Genomic DNA, 21,317 nt, shown 5'->3' on the forward strand with positions numbered 1-21,317 from the left:
GGTGCCCGGCGGGACGGTCCGCGGCCCGGGTGGCGGGCAGGCGGCGGGCAGGCGGCGTCCCGCCGGCGGGACAGGACCGCCGGCGGGACGCTGCGTGCGGCCGGGTCAGCCGCCGGCGGCCGCCGAGGACACGAGGTGCCCGGCGATCTGCCGCGGCGACGGGTGCCGCAGCACCAGGTTGGCCTTCAGCTTCAGGCCGGTGGAGGCCTTCAGCCGCTTGCTCAGCTCCACCGACAGCAGGGAGTCGAAGCCGATCTCCTTGAACTCCTGGTCGGGGTTGATGGCCGCGCTCGACGGGTGCCCGAGGACCACGGCGACCTTTTCGAGCACGTGGTCCAGGGCCAGGGCCTGCGCGTCCTCGGCGGGCAGGGCGCTGAGCCGCTCGGCGAGCGGGACGGACGACTCGTCGGCGGCGGGGCCGGCGGGGTCAGCGGGACCGGTGGCGGGGTCCGCGGCCACGGCGGCGGGGACCGCGGGGGCCGTGTGCTCGGAGCTGAGCCAGTAGCGCTGCCGCTGGAAGGCGTACGTCGGCAGGTCCACCCGGCGGCGGCTGCCGTACACGGCCTGCCAGTCCACGGATCCGCCGCGGACGTGGAACCGGCCCAGGGAGGCGAGGACGGCCTCCGGCTCGCTGCGGTCGCGGCGGGCCGAGGACAGGACCAGGGCCTCCGCGGAGTCCGCTGCCCCGGCCTCCTCGGCCTCCTCGAGGATCTCCTGCACGGGGACGGTCAGCACGGGGTGCGGGCTCATCTCGATGAACACCCGGAAGCCGTCCGCGGCCAGCCGGCGCACGGAGGTCTCGAAGACCACCTTTTCGCGGAGGTTCTCGTACCAGTAGTCCGCATCGAGGCGGGCGGTGTCGATGACCTCGCCGTACAGCGTGGAATAGAAGGGCAGCCCGGAGGATTTCGGGCTGATGTCGGAAAGGGATGCGAGGACCTGTTCGCGGACCCGGGTGACGTGGTGGGAGTGCGAGGCGTACTCCACGGATATCCGGCGGGCCTGACCGCCCTCGGACTTCACCTCGGCGACGAATGCGTCGAGGGCGTCGGGCTCTCCGGAGACGACCACCGAGCGGGGGCCGTTGACCACGGCGATGCTCACCCGGTCACCCCACGGAATGATGCGTTCCGCCACCTCGTCGGCGGATTCGGCGACCGAGGCCATCGTGCCGTGCCCGATCAGGCCGACCAGCGCCTTGCTGCGCAGGGCCACGGTCTTGGCGGCGTCGCGCAGGCTGAGCCCGCCGGCGACGTACGCGGCGGCGATCTCGCCCTGGCTGTGGCCGATCACGGCGGTGGGCTCCACGCCCCAGGAGCGCCACAGCGCGGCGGTGGAGACCATCACGGCGAACAGGGCCGGCTGGACCACGTCCACCCGGTCCAGGCCCGGGGCCCCCTCGGCACCGCGGATCACGTCGGTCAGGGACCAGTCCACCCATTCGGACAGGGCCTCCGCGCAGGCGTCCAGGCTCCGGGCGAACACCGGGAAGGCCTCGTAGAGCCCGCGGCCCATCCCGACCCACTGCGAGCCCTGGCCGGGGAAGACGAAGGCCGTTCCGCCCTGCTTCCCGGCCGCGGCGCCGCTGACCACCGCGGGGGACTCGGCGCCGCGCCCGAGGGCGTCGAGCGCGCCGAGGAGTTCCCCGCGGCTGCTGCCGACGACCACGGCGCGGTGCTCGAAGCGGGAGCGGCCCGAGGCCAGGGACCAGCCGATGGCGGCGGGGTCGGCGGCCGGGTCGGCGGCCACGGCCGCGTGCAGCCGGGCGGCCTGCGCCCGGAGGGCGGCCGGGGTCTTGGCGGACAGGATCCAGGGCACGGCGGCCGCGGGGGCGTCCGCCGCTCCCGCAGCCTCAGGGGAGTCGGGTGCCTCGGGGGCCTCCTCCAGGATGACGTGGGCGTTGGTGCCGCTGACCCCGAAGGAGGAGACGCCGGCCCGGCGCGGCCCGGCGCCCCGGGTCCACTCGCGGCCCTCCGACAGCAGCTCCACCGCCCCGGCGGACCAGTCCACGTGCGGGGACGGGGTGTCCGCGTGCAGGGTCTTGGGCAGGTGGCCGTGGCGCATGGCCATGACGGTCTTGATGACCCCGGCGACGCCCGCGGCGGCCTGGGCGTGGCCCATGTTGGACTTCAGGGAGCCCAGCCTCAGCGGCCGGGCGGGGTCGCGGTCCTGTCCGTACGTGGCCAGCAGGGCCTGGGCCTCGATGGGGTCGCCCAGCCTGGTGCCGGTGCCGTGGGCCTCGACGAGGTCCACGTCGGCGGCCCGGACCCCGGCGTTCTCCAGGGCCCTGCGGATCACCTTCTCCTGGGCGAGCCCGTTGGGGGCGGTCAGGCCGTTGCTGCGGCCGTCCTGGTTGACGGCGGAGCCGCGGACCACGGCGAGCACGGGGTGCCCGTTGCGGCGGGCGTCGGAGAGCCGCTCCAGCAGCAGGACGCCCACGCCCTCGGCCCAGCCGGTGCCGTCGGCGCCGTCCGCGAAGGCCTTGCAGCGGCCGTCGGGCGACAGGGCGCCCTGGCGGGCGAACTCCACGAAGGCGGCGGGCGAGGACATCACCAGCGCCCCGCCGGCCAGGGCGAGGGAGCACTCCCCCGCGCGCAGCGCCTGCACGGCCATGTGGAGGGTGACCAGGGAGGAGGAGCAGGCGGTGTCCACGGACACGGCCGGGCCGGTCAGGCCCAGTTCGTACGCGACGCGCCCGGAGGCCACGCTCAGGGAGCTGCCGTAGAGCAGGTAGCCCTCCAGCTCCTGGCGGCCGGACTCCAGGAAGCGCCAGCCGTACTCGGTGGAGCTGATCCCGGCGAAGACGCCGACCTCGGAGCCGCGGACGTCGGCGGGGACGATGCCGGCCCGTTCGAAGGCCTCCCAGGAGGTCTCCAGCAGCAGCCGCTGCTGGGGGTCGGTGGCGAGGGCCTCGCGGGGGCTGATGCCGAAGAACTCGGCGTCGAAGCCCGCGGGGTCGGCGAGGAAGCCGCCCTGGCGCACGTACGCGCTGCCGGGGGCGTCCGGGTCCGGGTCGTACACGTCGCGCCAGCCGCGGTCCGCGGGGAAGGCGTCGACGACGTCGCGGCCGCTGCGGACCACGTCCCACAGCTCCTCGGGCGAGGACACGCCGCCGGGGTAGCGGCAGGCCATGGACACCACGGCGATGGGCTCGCCGCGGCCGGACTTCAGGTCCTCGTTCTCCTGGCGGAGGCGGTCGCGCTCCTCCAGCAGGGTGCGCAGTGCCCGCTGGACCCGGTCCGCTCCCTCCGCCGTCTGCTCTGCGGAGTTGGTCATGTCACTTACCTCTTCTCATCCAGGGCCAGGTCGAGCAGCGCGTCGAGGTCCAGGTCGGACAGTTCTTCCGCCGGGGCGGCGGGGGCCGCGTCCGCCGCGGGGGCGGGGGCGGCGCAGGCGAGGAGCTGCTCCAGCAGGCCGGCGCTGCGCAGGCTCGCCACGGAGACGGTCCGCAGCAGCTCCCGCACCTCCTCGTCGGTGGCCGCGGCGGCGGGTGCCGCTGCGGCCGCCGGGGCCTCGGGGCGCAGGAGTCCGGCGAGGTGGCCGCCCAGTTCGCGCGGGGTCGGGTAGCTGAAGACGAGCGTGGAGGCCAGGCGCAGCCCGGTGGCGGCGGAGAGCCGGTTGCACAGTTCGACGGCGGTCAGCGAGTCGAAGCCGAGCTGGGTGAAGGCCTGGTCGGCGTCGATGCCGGCGCCGGAGGGGTGGCCGAGGACCACGGCGGCCTGCTCGCGCAGCCACTCCACCACGGCCTCCTCGGCCTCCGCGGGCGGCAGGGCGGCCAGCCGGGCCGTCAGGCCCGCGGCCCCGCCGTCCTTGGGGGCGGCGGACCGGCTGCGGCGGGGGCGGCCGTCGGCGACGAGGTCGCGCAGCAGGAGGGGGACCTCCTCGGCGGGTCCGCCGCGCAGGGCGGCGAGGTCCAGCCGGGCGGGGAGCAGGACGGGCTTGCCGTTGCCGCGGGCGGCGTCGAAGAGGGCCAGCGCCTCGGGGGTCGGCATCGCGCCGATGCCCATCCGGCGGAGCCGGGACAGGTCGGCCCCGTCCAGTTCCCCGGCCATGCCGCGGCTCTCCTCCCACCAGCCCCAGGCCAGTGCGGAGCCCGGCAGTCCGGCGGCCCGGCGGACGGCGGCGAGGCCGTCGAGGAAGCCGTTGGCGGCGGCGTAGTTGGCCTGTCCGGCCGTGCCGAGGGTGCCGGCGAGGGCCGAGAACAGCACGAAGGCCGACAGCGGCAGGCCGCGGGTGAGCTCGTGCAGGTGGAGCGCGCCGCCGGCCTTGGCGGCGAGGACGCGGTCCAGGCCCTCGGGGGTCAGGGACTCGACGGTGCCGTCCGCGAGGACGCCCGCCGCGTGCACGACCGCCGTGACCGGGTACTGCGGGGGCGCCTGGGCGAGCAGGGCGGCCACGGCGTCCCGGTCGGAGACGTCGCAGGCCGCGATGCGGACGGTGGCGCCGGCCGCCTCCAGTTCGGCGGCGAGTGCGGCCGCCCCGTCGGCTTCGGCGCCGCGGCGGCCGGCCAGCAGCAGGCTCTTCACCCCGTGCGCGGTGGCGAGGTGGCGGGCCAGTACGGAGCCGACGCCGCCGGTGCCGCCGGTGATCAGGACGGTGCCGCCGCCGAGTCCGCCGCCCACGTCGAAGACGAGCTTGCCGGTGTGCCGGCCCTGGCCCATCTCGCGGAACGTCGTACGGGCGTCGCGGATGTCGCGGACGGAGACCGGGCTCAGCCGGACGTGCCCGGCCGCGAACAGGGCCATGACCTCCTCGAACATCGCGCCGATCGCGTCCGGCCCGGCCTCGTACAGGTCGAAGGCCCGGTAGGAGACCCCGGGGTGGTCCTGCGCCACCCGTGCGGGCTCGCGGATGTCGGTCTTGCCCATCTCGACGAAGTGGCCGCCGCCGGGGAGCAGTTCCAGCGAGGCGTCGACGAACTTGTGCGCGAGCGAGTTGAGGACCACGTCCACGCCGCGGCCGCCCGTGGCCTCCAGGAACTTCGGTACGAAGTCCAGGTCGCGGGAGGAGGCCAGGTGGGCCTCGTCCAGGCCCAGTTCGCCGAGCGCGGCCCACTTGGCGGGGCTGGCGGTGCCGTAGACCTCGGCGCCGACGTGGCGGGCGAGCTGGACGGCGGCCATGCCGACGCCGCCCGCGGCCGCGTGGATGAGGATCTTCTGGCCCTTTTCGAGCTTCATCACGTGGAAGAGCGCGAAGTAGGCGGTCAGGAAGGTGCTCGGCATGGACGCGGCCTCGGCGTAGCTCCACCCGTCGGGGACGTGGGTGAGCAGCCGGTGGTCGGCCACGGCGGTGCGGCCGAAGGCCCCGGTGAAGATGCCGGTCACGCGGTCGCCGGGGGCGATGCCGGTGACGTCGTCGGCGACCTCCAGGACGAGTCCGGCGCCCTCGCTGCCGAGTCCGGCGTCGATGGCCGTGCGGTCGACCAGGCCCAGGGCGATGGTGACGTCGCGGAAGTTGAGTCCGGCGGCCTGGACGGCGATCCGGACCTGGCCGCTCTCCAGCGGCCCGTCCACCTCGGGGCAGGGGATCCAGGCCAGGTTCTCCAGGGTGCCCTTGCTGGGGATGCCCAGCCGGTGGGCGCCGGCGGGCGGGGCCTCCAGCCGCTGGGCGGCGGGGGCCGCCGGGGCCATCCGCGGGACGAGCAGGGCGCCGCCGCGCAGGGCGAGCTGCCCCTCGCCGAGGGCGAGGGCGGCGGCGGTGCGGTCCCGGGAGGAGTCCTCGCCGTCGGTGTCGATCAGGCGGAAGCGGCCGGGGTGCTCGGTCTGGGCGGAGCGGACCAGGCCCCACACGGAGGAGCCGGACAGGCCGGCGACGCCTTCGTCGGGGCTGGTGCCGGTGTCCAGGGCGCGGCGGGTGAGGACGGTCAGGACGGAGTCGGCGAACCGCTCCTCGGCGAGGAGGCGCTGGACGGCGGCGAGGACGTGCCGGGCGGCGGCGGCCGCCGCGTCGAGCGCTCCGGCCCCGGCCGCCCCGTCCCCGGCTGCTCCGGGGGCGTCGTCGAGGCAGAGGACGAGGTGGCGGGCCGCGTCAGTCGCGGGGACCTCGTCGAGGGAGGCCGCGAGCACGGCGCCGTGCCCGGCCGCGGCGAGGGCTCCGGCCTGTCCGTCCGCCGTGCCGATGGCGGTCCAACGAGCGGGCGGGGCGGGCTGTCCGGCCTCCTCGGCGGGTTTCCACGCCAGCTCGTACAGCGGCCGCTCGCGCTCTCCGCGGACCTGTTCGGCGGTGGCCGGGCGGAAGGTCAGCGAGGCGACCGAGGCGACCGGTGCGCCGTGCTCGTCGGCGACGGCCACGGAGACGGTCCCCGGGCCGGTCGGGGTGATGCGGACCCGCGCGGTCGGGCCGCACGGCCGCTCCAGGTGGACCCCGGACCAGGCGAAGGGCATCCAGCCCTGTTCGCCGGTGACCTCGATGACCCCGGCGACCACGACGGCGTGGAGCACGGTGTCGAGGAGCGCCGGGTGCAGGCCGAAGCCGCCGCCGGCCGCGGTGCCGGCGTCCTCGGGCAGGGTGGCGAGGGCGAAGACCTCCTCGCCGCGGCGCCACACCTCGCGCAGTCCGCGGAAGGCGGGCCCGTAGTCGAAGCCGCCGTCGAGCAGGGAGTCGTAGAGCCCGTCGAAGGGGAGCGGGCCGGCTCCGGCGGGCGGCCAGGCGGCCAGGTCCGGCCCGGGGCCGCCGGGCTGCGGGGCCCCGGCGGCCAGGGTGCCCATGGCGTGGCGGGTCCAGCCGGCGGTGTCGTCCGCGGCGGGGCGCGCGTACACGTCCAGGGAGCGGCGGCCGTCCGCACCGGGGGCGCCGGCCACGGCGCGGACCTGCACCCCGCCCTCGTCGGGGAGGAGCAGGGGGACTTCGAGGGAGAGCTCCTCGACCCCGGCGGCGCCGACGTGCGCGGCGACGGAGAGGGCCAGGTCGAGGTGGGCGGTGGCGGGGATGACGGCCGCGCCGAAGACGGCGTGGTCGGCGAGCCATTCGCGGGTGCGCAGGGACCACACGTCGGTGAAGACCGTCTCGCCGGTGCCGGGGTGCTCCACGGCGGCGCCGAGCAGGGGGTGCGCGGCGGCGGTGAGGCCCGCGGAGGACAGGTCGGCGGAACCGGTCCCGGCGAGGAAGTCGAGCCAGTAGCGCCGGCGCTGGAAGGCGTACGTCGGCAGTTCCGCGCGCGGCTGGGGTCCGAAGAGGGCCGGCCAGTCGACGGGCAGTCCGCGCACGTGCAGTTCGGCGAGGGCGGCGACGAGGGCGTCGGGGGCGCCGCGGTCGCGCCGGGCGGCGGACAGGACCAGCGGGCCGGTCACGTCCTGGGCGGCGAAGGCGTCCTTGGTGAGGCCCGTGAGGGTGGCTCCGGGGCCCACTTCGAGGAAGAGGTCCGCGCCGGCGGCGCGGGCGCACTCGACGGCCGCGTGGAAGCGGACGGGCTCGCGGACGTGGTCGACCCAGTAGCCGGCGGAGGACAGCTCCTGCACGCTCGCCTCGCGGCCCAGGCGGGTGGAGACGACGGGGATCTCCATGGGGCCGGTGTGCAGTCCGCGGATGGCCTCGGCGAACTCCTCCAGGACCGGGTCCATCAGCGGGGAGTGGAAGGCGTGCTCCACCGCGAGCAGCTTGGCGGACTTCTTGTCGGCGACGAGCCGGTCGCGGAGCTCGTGGACCTGCTCGCGCAGGCCCGACAGGACCACCGACTCGGGGCCGTTGACGGCCGCGATGCCGACCCGGTCGTAGGGGGCGGCCAGGGCGGCGGCCTCGGCCTCCGGGATGCGTACGGCCAGCATGGCGCCGCGCTCGCGGACGGTCTGCATGATGCGGCCGCGGGCGGCGACGAGCCGGGTGGCGCTCTCGAGGCCGAGGATGCCGGAGACGTGGGCGGCGGCGATCTCGCCGACGGAGTGGCCGATCAGGAGGTCGGGCTGCGGGAGGTACTGCGCGACCGTGCGGTACAGGGCGACCTGGAGGGCGAACAGCGCGGGCTGGGCGATGTCCGTGCGCTCGGGGTCGGCGGGCGCGCCGGACAGCAGCAGGGCCTTCAGGTCGAAGGGCAGGTGGGCGTCGAACTGCGCGCAGACCTCGTCGAGGGTGCGGGCGAAGACGGGGAAGGCCTCGTACAGCGGTCCCGCGGCCCCGGCCCACGGGGAGCCCTGGCCGGGGAACATGAAGACGGAGCGGCCGGGCTCGCCCGCGGTGCCGCGGAAGGCGGCGGCCGAGTCGGTGCCCTCGGCGAGGGCGTCGAGGGCGGTGAGGAGCGCGTCGCGGTCGTGGCCGACGACCACGGCGCGGTGCTCGAACAGGGCGCGGGTGGCGGCCAGGGAGGCGCCGGTCGCGGCGGGGGAGGCGCCCTCGGCGGCGGGGGAGGCGGCGAAGGCGCGCAGCTTGGCCGCCTGGGCGCGCAGGGCCTCGGCGGAGCGGGCGGAGAGCGGCCAGGCGACCGGGATGCCCGCGGTGCCGGCGGTGCCCGCGGCGGGGGCCTCCTGCGGCGGGGCGGCCCGGTCGTCGGCGGCCGGTTCGGCGCCCGGTTCGGCGGCGGCGGGGGCGGGGGCCTCTTCGAGGATCAGGTGGGCGTTGGTGCCGCTGGCGCCGAAGGAGGAGACGCCCGCGCGGCGCGGGTGCCCGGGGGCGCTGGGCCAGGGCCGGGCCTCGGTGAGGAGCTCGACGGCTCCGGCCGTCCAGTCCACGTGCGTCGAGGGCTTGTCCACGTGCAGGGTCTTGGGGAGCACCCCGTGCTGCATCGCCATCAGCATCTTGATGATGCCGCCGACGCCCGCGGCGGCCTGCGTGTGGCCGACGTTGGACTTCAGGGAGCCCAGCCACAGCGGCTTGGCGGGGTCGCGGTCCTGTCCGTACGTGGCCAGCAGGGCCTGGGCCTCGATGGGGTCGCCGAGGGTGGTGCCGGTGCCGTGGGCCTCGACCACGTCGACGTCGCCGGCCTGGACGCGGGCGTTGGCGAGGGCGGCGCGGATCACGCGCTGCTGGGCCGGGCCGCTCGGGGCGGTGAGGCCGTTGGAGGCGCCGTCCTGGTTGAGGGCGGAGCCGCGGATGACGCCCCAGATGCGGCGCCCGTTGCGCTGTGCGTCGGAGAGCCGCTCCAGGACGAGCATGCCGACGCCCTCGGCGAAGCCGGTGCCGTCGGCGGCGTCCGCGAAGGCCTTGCAGCGGCCGTCGGCCGACAGTCCGCGCAGCCGGGACATCTCGCGCAGGACCTGCGATGTGGCCATGACGGTGACCCCGCCCGCGAGGGCGAGCCCGCACTCGCCCTGGCGCAGGGACTGCACGGCCTGGTGGACCGCCACCAGCGAGGAGGAGCAGGCGGTGTCGGTGGAGATCGCCGGGCCTTCGAGGCCGAGGGCGTACGCGATGCGGCCGGAGGCCACGCTCAGCAGGGAGCCGATCTGCCCGTAGCCGGCGATGGCCTCGGGGGTCTCGTAGTGGTTGCCGTAGCCGAAGTAGGCGAGTCCGGCGAAGACGCCGGTGCTGCTGCCGCGCAGGGTGTGCGGGTCGATGCCGGCCCGCTCCAGGGACTCCCAGGAGGTCTCCAGGAGGAGCCGCTGCTGCGGGTCGGCGGAGAGCGCCTCGCGCGGGCTGATCTCGAAGAACTCGGCGTCGAACTCCCCGGCGTCGTGCAGGAACCCGCCGGAGCGGGCGTAGCAGGTGCCGGGGGTGTCCGGGTCGGGGTCGTAGAGGGCGTCGAGGTCCCAGTGGCGGTCCTGCGGGAAGTCCGACACCACGTCGGCGCCCGCCTCCACCAGGTCCCACAGGGCCTCCGGGGAGGCGGCCCCGCCGGGGAAGCGGCAGGCGACGCCGACCACGGCGACGGGCTCGCCGGCGGCGTCCGTCAGCGCCTTGAGGCGCTTGCGGGTCTCCAGCAGCTCGATGGAGGTCCGCTTGAGGTACTCGAGGACCTCGGCGTTGTTGTCGTTCGTCATCGCTTTCCCCTAGCCGAGCTCTTTGTCGAGGAGGGAGAGGAGCTCTCCCACCGAGGCCGAACTGATCTGGTCGGCGGCTGCGGCCGGGGCCCCGGCGTTCGCCATCGAGCGGACTCGGCCCTGCAGCTCGCCGAGCAGTGTGGAGACGGTGTCGCGGTCCTCGTCCGCGAGCCCCGCGAAGCCCTCGTCCAGCAGGGCGCCCAGTCCCTCGATCCCCTGCACCAGGCGGGCGGCCGGGGACTCCGGCTCGGCGGCGGGGGTGTCGGGGGCGAGGCGCGCCTTGAGGAACTGCACGAGCGCGTTCGGGTTCGGGTGGTCGAAGACGAGGGTGGCGGGCAGCTTGAGGCCGGTGGCCGCGGTGAGCTTGTTGCGCAGTTCGAGGGCCGTCAGCGAGTCGATGCCGAGCTTGCGGAAGGCGACGGCCGGGCCGATCTGCGCGGTGTCGGGGTGGCCCAGGACCAGGGCGGTCTGGGTGCGGACGGCGTCCAGCAGGGCGGCCTCGGCGGCGGCCGGGGCCAGCGCGGCCACCTGTTCGGCGAGGCCCGGCCCGGCGGGTCCGGCGCCGGGGCCCGCGGGGGCGCCGGCGAGGGTGCGCAGCAGCGGCGAGGCCATGGCCGCGCCCTGCGGTGCGGCCAGGGCCGCGGGGTCGAGGCGGACGGGCACCAGGACCGGCTCGGCCGCGGGGACGGCCGCGTCGAAGAGCGCGATGCCCTCCTGCGAGGACAGCGGCTGCACGCCCTGGCGCTGGAGGCGTACGACGTCGGCGTCGAGGAGTTCGGCGCTCATCTCGCTGCGTTCCGCCCAGAAGCCCCAGCACAGGGCGAGGGCGGGCAGTCCGGCGGCGCGGCGGTCCTCGGCGAGGCCGTTGAGGAAGGCGTTGGCCGCCGCGTAGTTGGCCTGGCCCGCCGTGCCGAGCACGCTCGCGATGGAGGAGAACAACACGAAGGCCGACAGGTCCAGGCCGCGGGTCAGCTCGTGCAGGTTCCAGGCGCCGCGCACCTTCGGGGCGAGGACGGCGTCCACGCGGTCCTCGGTGAGGGCCTCGACCACCCCGTCGTCCAGGACGGCGGCGCAGTGCACGACGGCGCTGAGCGGCCGGTCCGCGGGGACGGAGGCGAGGAGGGCGGCGACGGACCCGCGGTCGGCGACGTCGCAGGCGGCGATCTCGACGCGGGCGCCCGCGGCCGTGAGCTCCTCGTACAGGGCGGCGGCGGCCGGGGCCGCGGGGCCGCGCCGGCTGGTGAGCAGCAGGCTCTCCACCCCGTGCCGGGCGACCAGGTGGCGGGCCAGCATGGCGCCCAGGCCGGTGGTGCCGCCGGTGATCAGCACGGTGCCGGTGCCGAGGGCGGGGGCGTCCGGGGCGGCGGGGGCGGCGGCGCGGGCCAGCTGCGGTACGGACGCGAGCCCGGCGCGGACCGCGAGCTGGTCCTCACCGGTGGCGGCGGCCGCCGGGAGGGCGGCCCAGGACTCGGCCAGGCCGTCGGTGTCCACGAGGGCGAAGCGGCCCGGGTTCTCGGTCTGGGCGGTGCGTACGAAGCCCCAGACCGCGGTGGCGGCGGGGTCGGTGCGGGGCACCTGCGCGCCGTGGAAGGCGTCGCGGGTGACGAGGGCGAGGCGGGACTCGGAGAACCGCTCGTCGGAGAGCCAGTCCCGGATCCAGCCCAGGACCCGGTGGAGGTTGCGCTCGGCGGCCGCGGGGGCGTCGGCCCGGCCCGCTGCCGCCTCGGGGCCGTCCGCGTCGACCACGGCGAGGACGAGCGGGGGCACGGCCCCGGCGGCGGCGAGGGCGGCCGGGCCGGAATGGACCGCGGCGGGCTGCGCCGCGCCCGCTGCGAGGGTCCCGGCGAGGGCGCCGGGGGCGCCGGGGGCGCCGGGGGCGCCGGGGGCGCCGGGGGCGCCGGGGGCGCCGGGGGCGCCGATGACGGCGTACGGGCCGGGGGCCGCCGGGGCGGGCGCGGTGAGCGGCGCCCACTCGGTGCGGAACAGCGAGTCCTGGTGGTCGAAGCTCAGTTCGGCCAGCCGGGCCGTGTCGACGGGCCGCAGGCCCAGGGAGCCGAGGCTGCCGACGGGGGTGCCCGTGCGGTCGGCGAGGGTGACGGTCAGGGCGCCGTCCGGCCCGGTGGGGGCGAGGCGCACCCGCAGGGCGGTGGTCCGGCCGGGGGCGGTGCGCAGGCCGGTGATGCGGTGGGGCAGGAGCGGCCCGGCGGATCCGGCGTCCGCGGATCCGGCGAGGGCGGCCGGGAGCAGGGCGGCCTGGAGCAGGGCGGGGTGGATCCGGTAGGCGTTCCGGTCGGGGGCGCCCTCGGGCAGCTCGGCCTCGGCGAACAGCGTGTCGCCGCGGCGCCAGACCTCCTTGAGTCCGCGGAAGAGGGGCCCGTGGGCGAGGCCGAGGGCGGCCAGCCGGTCGTACTCCTGCCCGGCGGGCACGCGGACGGCGCCGGCGGGGGGCCAGGAGCCCAGCTCCGCGTCCGCGGCGGCGGGCGCCGCGGTGGCGGTGCCGGCGAGGCCGACGGCGTTGCGGGTCCAGCCGGTGTCCCCGCGGCCGCGGGAGTGGACCGCGATCTCGCGCTTGGCGTCGAGGACGACGCGGATCTCGCGCTCGCCGGTGCGGGGCAGCACCAGCGGGGTCTCCAGGGTGAGTTCCTCGACGGAGTCGAAGCCCGCCTTGGCGGCGGCCCAGCCGGCCAGTTCGACGAGGACGGCGGCCGGCACCAGGGCGGCGCCGTGGACGGTGTGCTCGGCCAGCCAGGGGCGGCGCTCGGCGGACAGGCGCCCGCCTGCGACGACCGCGGCGTGCCCGCCCTCCTCGGGCAGGTCGACCACGGCGTCGAGCAGCGGGTGGTCGGAGGTGCTCGCGCCGGTGGCCTCGTCGGGGGCGGCGAGCCAGTAGGTGCGGCGCTGGAAGGGGTACGTGGGGATCAGGTCGGCCGCGTCGGCGTCCGCGCCGCCGGGCAGGGCGGCCGTCCAGTCCACGGGGACGCCCGCGGTGAAGGCCTCGGCCGCGGAGGCGAGGAAGCGGGTGAGGCCGCCCTCGTCGCGGCGCAGGGTGGCGAAGGCGCGGGCGGTGGCGCCGGGCACGGCGTCGTAGATCTCCTGGATGCTCAGGGTGAGCAGCGGGTGCGGGCTGACCTCGAAGACGGCGGCGCCGGGGTCGCGGGCCGCGAGGACCTGCATCGCGGGGGCGAAGCGGACGGGCTCGCGCAGGTTGCGGAACCAGTACGCGGTGTCGAGCGCGGCCGGGTCGACGGGGGCGCCGGTGACGGTGGAGTAGATCTCGACGGCGGTGGGGGCGGGGGTGATCCGGCCCAGCTCCGTCGTGAGCGCGTCCTCGAAGCGGTCCATGAGCGCCGAGTGGCCGGGCACGCTGGACTTGATCATCCGGGCGCGGGCGCCCTCCGCCTCGCAGAGCGCGACCAGGGCGCGGACGGCCTCCGTCTCGCCGGAGACGGTGGTGGAGCCGGGGCCGTTGACCCCCGCGATGCCGACCCTGCCGCCGAACTGCTCCAGCAGTTCGAGCACGCGGGCCTCGGGCAGCAGGAGTGCGGCCATGCCGCCCTGGCCGGCGGCGGAGGCCAGCAGCCGGGAGCGGACGGCGACGATCTTGGCGGCGTCCTCCAGGGTGAGGGCGCCGGCCACGTGGGCCGCGGCGATCTCGCCCTGGGAGTGGCCGACGACCACGTCGGGGGTGACGCCCAGGGAGCGCCACACCTCGGCCAGGGAGACCATCACGGCGAACAGCGCGGGCTGGACGACGTCGATGTCCTCCAGGTCGGCGGCGTCCGGGCCCCCGCACACGGTGTCGACCAGCGGCCAGGAGACGTGGGGCTCCAGGGCCCGGGCGCAGGCGCGCAGCTTCTCGGCGAAGACCGGGGAGGTCTCGTACAGTTCGCGGCCCATCGCGGTCCACTGGCCGCCCTGGCCGGGGAAGACGAAGACGGTGCGGCCGACGGGTGCGGCGGTGCCGGCGACCGAGGCGCAGCCGGGTCCGGCGGGGGTTTCCTCCCCGCCCGCGGCCGCGGCGGCCAGGCCGGCGAGGAGCTCCTCGCGGCCGGTGCCGATGACGACCCGGCGGTGCTCGAAGAGGGAGCGGGTGCCCACGAGGGCGCGGCCGATCCCGGCGAGCGGCGCCTGCGCCGCGGCGGAGACGGCCTCGTGGAGGCGGCGGGCCTGCTCGCGCAGGGCCTCGGGCGAGCGGGCCGACAGGATCCAGGGCAGGGCGGCGGAACCGGCCGCGCCTTCTGGCGCCGCCGCCGCTTCAGGGGCCGCGGGGGCTTCGGGGGCCTGCTCCAGGATCAGGTGGGCGTTGGTGCCGCTGATGCCGAAGGAGGAGACGCCCGCGCGCCGGGGGTGGCCGGGGACGGCGGGCCAGGGCCGGGCCTCGGTGAGCAGTTCGACCGCTCCGGCGGACCAGTCCACGTGCTCCGAGGGCTTGTCCACGTGCAGGGTCTTGGGGAGCACCCCGTGCCGCATCGCCATCAGCATCTTGATGATGCCGCCGACGCCCGCGGCGGCCTGCGTGTGCCCGATGTTCGACTTGAGGGAGCCGAGGTACAGGGGGGTCTGCGGGTCGCGGCCCTGGCCGTACGTGGCGAGCAGGGCCTCCGCCTCCAGCGGGTCGCCGAGCCGGGTGCCGGTGCCGTGGGCCTCGACGGCGTCCACGGATCCGGCGGCCAGGCCGGCGTCGGCGAGGGCGGCGCGGATGACCTTCTGCTGCGCCAGGCCGTTGGGAGCGCTCAGGCCGTTGGAGGCACCGTCCTGGTTGACGGCGGAGCCGCGGATGACGCCCCAGATGCGGCGCCCGTTGCGCAGGGCGTCGGAGAGCCGCTCCAGGACGAGGACGCCCGCGCCCTCGGAGAAGCCGGTGCCGTCGGCGGCGTCGGCGAAGGCCTTGCAGCGGCCGTCGGCCGACAGGCCGCGCTGGCGGGCGAGTTCGACGAACATGCCCGGGGTGGGCATGGTGGTGACCCCGCCGGCCAGGGCGAGCCCGACCTCGCCGGAGCGCAGGGAGCGCACGGCCTGGTGGACGGCCACGAGCGAGGAGGAGCAGGCGGTGTCGGTGGAGACCGCCGGGCCCTCCAGGCCGAGTACGTACGCCACGCGGCCGGAGGCCACGCTGTTGTAGAGGCCGGTCATGGCGAAGCCCTCGACCTCGCCGGCCGCGCCGCCGCCCATCCGGGGCCCGTAGTCGGTGGCGTACAGGCCGGTGAACACGCCGGTGGCGGTGCCCTTGAGGGAGGCCGGGTCGATGCCCGCCCGCTCCAGGGCCTCCCACGAGGTCTCCAGCACCAGCCGCTGCTGCGGGTCCATGGCCAGCGCCTCGCGCGGGCTGATCCCGAAGAACGGGGCGTCGAACCCGCCCAGGCCGGGCAGGAACCCGCCCGAGCGGGTGTACGTCTTGCCGAGCGCCTCGGGGTCGGGATCGTACAGCGCCTCGACGTCCCAGCCGCGGTCCTGCGGGAAGTCCCCCATGGCGTCCACGCCGCCGGAGACGATCCCCCAGAGTTCCTCGGGGGAGGCCGCCCCGCCCGGGAAGCGGCACCCGACGCCGACGACCGCGACGGGTTCGCGGGCCGAGTCCTCCAGTTCGCGCACGCGCTCGCGCAGCTCCTGCGCGTCGCCTACGGCGCGTCGCAAGTAGGACCGGAGCTTGTCGACATCCTCCACCAGGGCCTCCCCCAACGGTTGCTTGAAGTACGGGTACTGCGGGTCATGCGGGTGGTGCGGGTGGTGCAGGTGGTGCAGGTGCGGCTACACGTAGCCGCGGTCGATCAGGGCGTACAGGTCGTCGTCGCTGCTGCTGTCCACGCCGGCCGGGGCCGCGGGGGCCGGGGCCGGCTGCGGTGCCGGGGCCGGGACCTCCTGTGCGGCCGCGGGCGCCTGCGGGGCGAGCAGCTCGAAGACGCGGCCCGCGAGGGCCTGCGGCGAGGGGTGGGTGAAGGCGACGGTGGCCGGGAGGCGGACCCCGGCGGCCGCGGCGAGGCGGTTGCGCAGCCCCACCGCCATGGAGGAGTCGAAGCCCAGGCTCTTGAAGGAGTCGCCCGCGCGGGCGGCGAGGGAGGCGCCGGTCAGGGCCGCGTCCTTCGCGCTCAGCAGGGCCGCGGTCTCGGCGCACACCAGGGCGAGGACCGCCGCGGGGGTGTCCAGTCCCTCGGCCCGGGCGGGGGCCGCGGGCGCGGCCGCGCCGCCTGCCGGGTCGGCGGATCCGGCGGCGCCGGGGGCGCTGAGCCAGTACCGCGCGCGCTGGAAGGCGTACGTCGGCAGGGCCGTGCGGCGCGGGCGGGCGGCGCCGGACGCGGGGGCGAACAGCGGCCGCCAGTCCACCGGCACCCCGCGCACGTGCAGTTCGGCCAGCGAGGCCAGCACCTTGCCGGGGCTCCCGTCGTGCCTGCTCAGGGTGTTGACGACCACGGGCGGGACGGGCAGCGCATCGGCGGCCTCCTCCATCGCGACCTGGAGCACCGGGTGCGGGCTGACCTCGACGAAGACCCCGCCGGTGGTGTCCATCAGCCCTTCGACGACCTCGCCGAAGCGCACCTGCGAGCGCAGGTTGTCGTACCAGTACGCGCCGTCGAGGGACCGGGTGTCGAGGAGGCCGCCGGTGACGGTGGAGTGGAACCGCACGGCGGACTCGCGGGGTTCGATGCCCGCGGTGTCCGCCAGGAGGCGTTCGCGGATGCGCTCCACGTGGTGGGAGTGCGAGGCGTAGTCGACCTTGATCCGCCGGACCCGCACGCCCTCGGCCCCCGCGGCCTCGGCGAAGGCGTCCAGGGCCTCGCCGTCCCCGGCGAGGACGGTGGAGGCGGGGCCGTTGACGGCGGCCACGGAGATCCGGCCGGACCAGGCCGCCAGCCGCTCGCGGACCCAGGACTCGGGGGCGGCCGCGGCGCTCATCCCGCCCCGGAGCCCGGCCAGGTCGGTCAGGGCCCGGCTGCGCAGGGCGACGATCCGCGCCGCGTCGTCCAGGCTGAGGGCGCCCGACACGCAGGCCGCGGCGATCTCGCCCTGCGAGTGGCCGACGACGGCGTCGGGGACCACGCCCAGGGAGCGCCAGACCCGCGCCAGGGAGACCATCATGGCGAACAGCGCGGGCTGGACCACGTCCACGCGGTCCAGGGAGGCCGCCCCGTCGGCGCCGGTCAGCACCTCCGTCAGCGACCAGTCCACGTACGGGGCGAGGGCCTTCTCGCAGTCCTCGACCCCCTGCGCGAAGGCCTCGGACCCGGCGTACAGCTGCCGGCCCATGCCGAGCCACTGGGAGCCCTGGCCGGGGAAGACGAACACGACGTCCCCGGCGGGGGCGGCCGTCCCGCGCAGGACCTGCGCCGAGTCGCCGCCGGAGGCGAGGAGTCCGAGCCCGGCGCGGGCCTGGTCGCGGTCGGCGGCGAGGACGACGGCGCGGTGCTCGAAGAGGGTGCGGGTCGTGAGCAGGGAGTGGGCCACGTCGGCGGGCTCCGGCGCGGGGTCCGCGGCCAGCAGGGCGCCGAGCCGGGCGGCCTGCTCGCGCAGGGCGGGCTCGGAGCGGGCGGACAGGACCCAGGGCAGGACGCGGGCCTGCGCGGGGGCGTCCGTACGGGCCTCCGTACCGGCGTCGGTCCCGGCGCCCGTCCCGGTGTCCGTACGGGCCTCCGCAAGGGACTGCGGGGCCTGTTCGAGGATGACGTGGGCGGTGGTGCCGCCCATGCCGAAGGCCGAGACCCCGGCCCGGCGCGGCCGGCCGGGGCCGCCGGGCCAGGGCCGCGGGGCGACCGGCACCTCGAAGTCCTCGTGGAATCCGGCGACGGCCGGGTTCGGGGAGCGGAAGTTCAGGCTGGGCACCAGCTCGCCGCGGTCCACGCACAGGGCCGCCTTGACGAACCCGACCATGCCCGCGGCCGGCTCCAGGTGGCCCACGTTCGTCTTCGCGGAGCCGACGGCCAGGGGGCGGGTGCGGGCGTCCGTACGGGAGACCTCGCGCAGTCCGGCGAGTTCGGCCGGGTCGCCCATGCGGGTGCCGGTGCCGTGGGCCTCGACGTAGTCGACGGAGTCGAAGGGCAGGCCCGCGCGGGCCAGGGCGGCCCGCACGGCCGCCGCCTGCCCGCTCGGGCTGGGGTCGGGCATCCGGGCGGAGGAGCCGCCGCTGGCGACCCCCCAGCCGCGGACGACCGCGTACACGTGGTCGCCGTCGGCGAGGGCCTGGTCGAGCCGCTTGAGGAGCACGAAGGCCCCGCCCTCGCCGCGGGCGAACCCGCCGGCCCGCTCGTCGAAGGTGAAGCAGCGCCCGTCGGGCGAGAGCGCGCCCAGGTTGGCCAGACCGCTGCCCGTCTCGGGGTCGACGATCAGGTGCACACCGCCGGCCAGCGCCATGTCCACGGCGCCGGAGGCGATCCGCTCGCAGGTCAGGGCCAGGGACACCAGGGAGGAGGACTGGCCGGAGTCGGCGCAGAAGCTCATCCCGCGGACGTCGAAGAGGCTGGAGATGCGGTTGGCGATGAGCGCTCCGGAGGAGCCGAGGGCCGCGTAGTGGTCGTCCCGGTCGCTGCCCGTGCGCCTGCGCAGCTGCTCGTACCCGGAGGGGCCGGAGCCGACGACCACGTCGATCTCGCGGCCGGCGAGCGCGGTCGCGGGGATCCCGGCGTCCTCGACGGCCTCCCAGGCCAGTTCGAGGCCGAGGCGCTGGGCGGGGTCCATCGCGGCGGCCTCCGCCGCGCCGGTCCCGAAGAACCCGGCGTCGAACCCGTCCAGGGACTCGAGGAACGAGCCCGTGCCCAGGGTGTCGGCGTCGGGGTGGGAGGTGTGGCTCGCGTCGGCGGCCCGGGATGCGGGGAAGGTCCCCACGGTCGACTCCCCCGCGCGCAGCAGGCGCCAGAAACCCTCCGGGTCCCGGACGCCGGGGAAGCGGCACGACATCCCGACGACGGCAATATCGGCGGCTGCGCCACTCATGTGAATTCCTTCCGGTTCCCTCGGGATACGGCTCGTGCGGGCGGCGGCGCTGCTTTCACTTTCACCGCCAGGAGGTCAGCAGGTCCCGGAGTCCGGCCGGGGCTTCCATGAACTCGTAGTGGCCGCCCTCGACCACGTGGAATTCGACGGAATCCGCGTACCGGCGCCAGCCGTCGAGTTCCTCGAGGCTGGTGTCGGGGTCGTCCTTCCAGTGCAGGACGGTGACCGGGCAGTCCACCCCGGCCGGCTCGGTGCGGGCGTAGGCCCCGGCGGCGGCGTGGTCGCGGAGCAGGACGAGCATCCCCAGGTCGACCATGTCCGGGCGGGGCTCGATCCCGCGGCTGCGGATGAAGGCCTCCAGCTCGGCCCGCAGCCCGTCCTCGGTGAGGGTGAGCATCCGGTCGCGCGAGGCGTCGTGCGGGGCGGGCTGCCCCGAGACGAACAGCCGCTGCGGGCCGGGCAGGCCCCGCTCGGCGAGGCGCAGCACGGTCTCGTACGCGGGGATGGCGCCCGCGCAGTGCGCGAAGAAGGCGTACGGGCGGTCCAGCTGCGGTGCCAGGGCCTCGGCGAGGGAGTCGGCGAGGTTCTCGTAGGTGCCGTAGTGGGGGTGCCCGAGCCGGTTCTCGCGGCCCGGGAACTGCACCGGGACCACTTCGGCCCCGCCGATGGCGGCGGGCCAGGCGCTGAAGGCGGAGGCGCCGGAGCCGGAGAAGGGGAAGCAGAAGAGCCGGGCGGGGTGCTCGCCGGAGGGCGGCCGTACGAACCAGGGCGAGGCGGCCGCGGTGGTGGTGCCGGTGGTCATGGCGCCTGCCGTTTCTGGGCGGTGATCGGGAGGTGGGTCATGCCGGCGATGAAGTACGAGCGCAGGTGCTGCGGCTCGCCGGCGAGTTCGAGGGACTCGAAGCGGGTGAGCAGTTCCTCGAAGAAGATCCGCAGGGTCATCCGGGCCAGGGGGGCGCCGATGCAGAAGTGCGTGCCGAAGCCGAAGGCGGCCTGGCGCTTGGCCCCGGCGCGGGTGATGTCGAAGGTGTGCGGGTCCGGGAAGAGGGTCTCGTCGCGGTTGGCGGAGCCGATCCAGGCGACGACCGCCCCGCCGGCGGGGATGGTGCCCCCGGCGATCTCCACGTCGTCCACGGCGTACCGCATGAAGTTGCAGGCGGCCGAGGTCCAGCGCAGCCCCTCCTCGACCAGGTTGGGGACCAGGGAGGGGTCGGCGACGGCCTTGTCCCACTGCACGGGCCGCTCGATGAGGGCCTGCACGGTGCCGGAGACGGTGTGCGGGGTGGTCACGTTGGCGCCCAGCAGGATGCTGTAGCCGTCGAGGGCGATCTCCTCGTCGCTCAGGGGGGCGCCGCCGGGGCGGACGCTCATGAGGTGGTGGAGGAGGCTGTCGTCCTCTTCGCCGGTGGCGCGGCGGTTCCTGACCCACTCGCGGACGTAGGTGACCAGCTCGTGGTGGGAGATGGCGAGGGTGGCGGCCTCGTGGCCGACCATGAAGTGCGGGTCGGAGGGGGCCGTGACCATCGCGGTCAGCTGGACGAGCTCGGCCCAGTCCTTCTCGGGGATGCCGAGGAGGGGTCCGGTGACCATCGCGGGCAGCAGGAGGGCCTGTTCGGCCAGGTCGAAGACCTCGCCGTCGAGTGCGGGCTCCAGGAAGCGCACGACCGTCGCGCGGATGGAGTCCTCCCAGGACTTCACGGCGCGGGCGGTCAGCTTGGAGCCGAGGGGGCGGCGGACCTCGGTGTGGCGCGGCGGGTCGGTGGAGGTCATGAGCACGCCGGCGGCGGCGTCGTCCGTACCGAGGTGGGTGGGGACGGTGCCGCGCTCCGAGGTGAACTCGCGGTGGTCGGCGAGGACGCGGTGCACGTCCTCGTAGCGGGTGACCGACCAGAACTCGCGGCCGTCCGGCAGGACCTGGTGGTGCAGGGGCGCCTTCGCCCGCATCACGTCCCAGATCGGGTGCGGGTCGCCCTCGCTGTAGAGGTCCAGGTCGAACAGGTCGAGGGAGCCGAGGTCGACCTCGCGGGCGGGACCCGGGGTCAACCTCACGCCGCGGCCCTCCCTCGCTCGATCAGCTCGGCGACCCTGGCCGGGGTCTGCGCCAGGTAGAAGTCGCGTACGGACAGCTGGACGCCGTAGTCCGCGGCGACCCGCTCGATGATTTTGATGCCGGTCAGCGAATTCCCGCCGAGCACGAAGAAGTCGTCCTCGACCCCGACCTCGGGGGCGTTGAGGAATTCCGCCCAGAGGGCGGCGACTTCCTGCGCCAGCTCTCCGCCCTTTCCACCGTCCTGGTGGACCACCTGCGTCGCCGATTCCATTGCCAGCCTTCCGTTCTTCCACCGACCGGGAATGCCCGCTCGAACACTTCTCTGAAATGGCCGGAGCGAGTCTTGCGCGGATTCGTGTCCGCGCACACCGCTGCCGGAGGCGTCCGGGTCCGCCGGGCGGCGGGGTGGCGGGCGGACCGGAGGTCCGTCCGCGCGC

Annotated in this window: 6 protein-coding genes and 1 pseudogene; all 7 read right to left on the reverse strand. The window is 76.2% G+C overall.

Translation table 11 applies throughout. The features are described 5' to 3' along the window. Positions 1-105: 105 nt before the first annotated feature. The gene (locus tag ACZ7JZ_RS26130; protein WP_470943343.1) at positions 106-3,276 is read right to left on the reverse strand and encodes a type I polyketide synthase; all 3,171 of its coding nucleotides are present in this window, start codon (positions 3,274-3,276) and stop codon (positions 106-108) included. A 5-nt stretch (positions 3,277-3,281) separates the two neighbouring features. Continuing rightward, positions 3,282-9,908: a type I polyketide synthase gene (locus ACZ7JZ_RS26135; RefSeq protein ID WP_470943345.1), complete on the reverse strand. Its 6,627-nt coding sequence runs from the start codon at positions 9,906-9,908 to the stop codon at positions 3,282-3,284. A gap of 9 nt (positions 9,909-9,917) precedes the next feature. Beyond that, positions 9,918-15,527, reverse strand: a pseudogene (locus ACZ7JZ_RS26140) (type I polyketide synthase); the annotation flags it as partial. Between the two features lie 129 nt (positions 15,528-15,656). Continuing rightward, positions 15,657-18,830 carry a type I polyketide synthase gene (locus ACZ7JZ_RS26145; protein WP_470943347.1) on the reverse strand — a complete coding sequence of 1,058 codons (3,174 nt, stop codon included), beginning with the start codon at positions 18,828-18,830 and terminating at the stop codon, positions 15,657-15,659. 61 nt (positions 18,831-18,891) lie between these two features. Continuing rightward, complete coding sequence (locus ACZ7JZ_RS26150) at positions 18,892-19,632, reverse strand: thioesterase II family protein (RefSeq protein WP_470943348.1); 741 nt, start codon at positions 19,630-19,632, stop codon at positions 18,892-18,894. After that, positions 19,629-20,879: a cytochrome P450 gene (locus tag ACZ7JZ_RS26155; RefSeq protein ID WP_470943349.1), complete on the reverse strand. Its 1,251-nt coding sequence runs from the start codon at positions 20,877-20,879 to the stop codon at positions 19,629-19,631. Before ACZ7JZ_RS26155 ends, ACZ7JZ_RS26150 begins: the two co-directional genes overlap by 4 nt. Further along, complete coding sequence (locus ACZ7JZ_RS26160) at positions 20,876-21,151, reverse strand: phosphopantetheine-binding protein (protein WP_470943350.1); 276 nt, start codon at positions 21,149-21,151, stop codon at positions 20,876-20,878. Before ACZ7JZ_RS26160 ends, ACZ7JZ_RS26155 begins: the two co-directional genes overlap by 4 nt. Positions 21,152-21,317: the final 166 nt, after the last annotated feature.

The organism is Streptomyces sp. NPDC038213 (genome assembly GCF_055600495.1).

What these genes read in the sequence shown, in the direction of transcription:
- ACZ7JZ_RS26145 (WP_470943347.1), bottom strand. Translation starts at nt 18,830, where the DNA reads ATGAGTGGCGCAGCCGCCGATATTGCCGTCGTCGGGATGTCGTGCCGC.
- ACZ7JZ_RS26160 (WP_470943350.1), bottom strand. Translation starts at nt 21,151, where the DNA reads ATGGAATCGGCGACGCAGGTGGTCCACCAGGACGGTGGAAAGGGCGGA.
- ACZ7JZ_RS26150 (WP_470943348.1), bottom strand. Translation starts at nt 19,632, where the DNA reads ATGACCACCGGCACCACCACCGCGGCCGCCTCGCCCTGGTTCGTACGG.
- ACZ7JZ_RS26130 (WP_470943343.1), bottom strand. Translation starts at nt 3,276, where the DNA reads ATGACCAACTCCGCAGAGCAGACGGCGGAGGGAGCGGACCGGGTCCAG.
- ACZ7JZ_RS26135 (WP_470943345.1), bottom strand. Translation starts at nt 9,908, where the DNA reads ATGACGAACGACAACAACGCCGAGGTCCTCGAGTACCTCAAGCGGACC.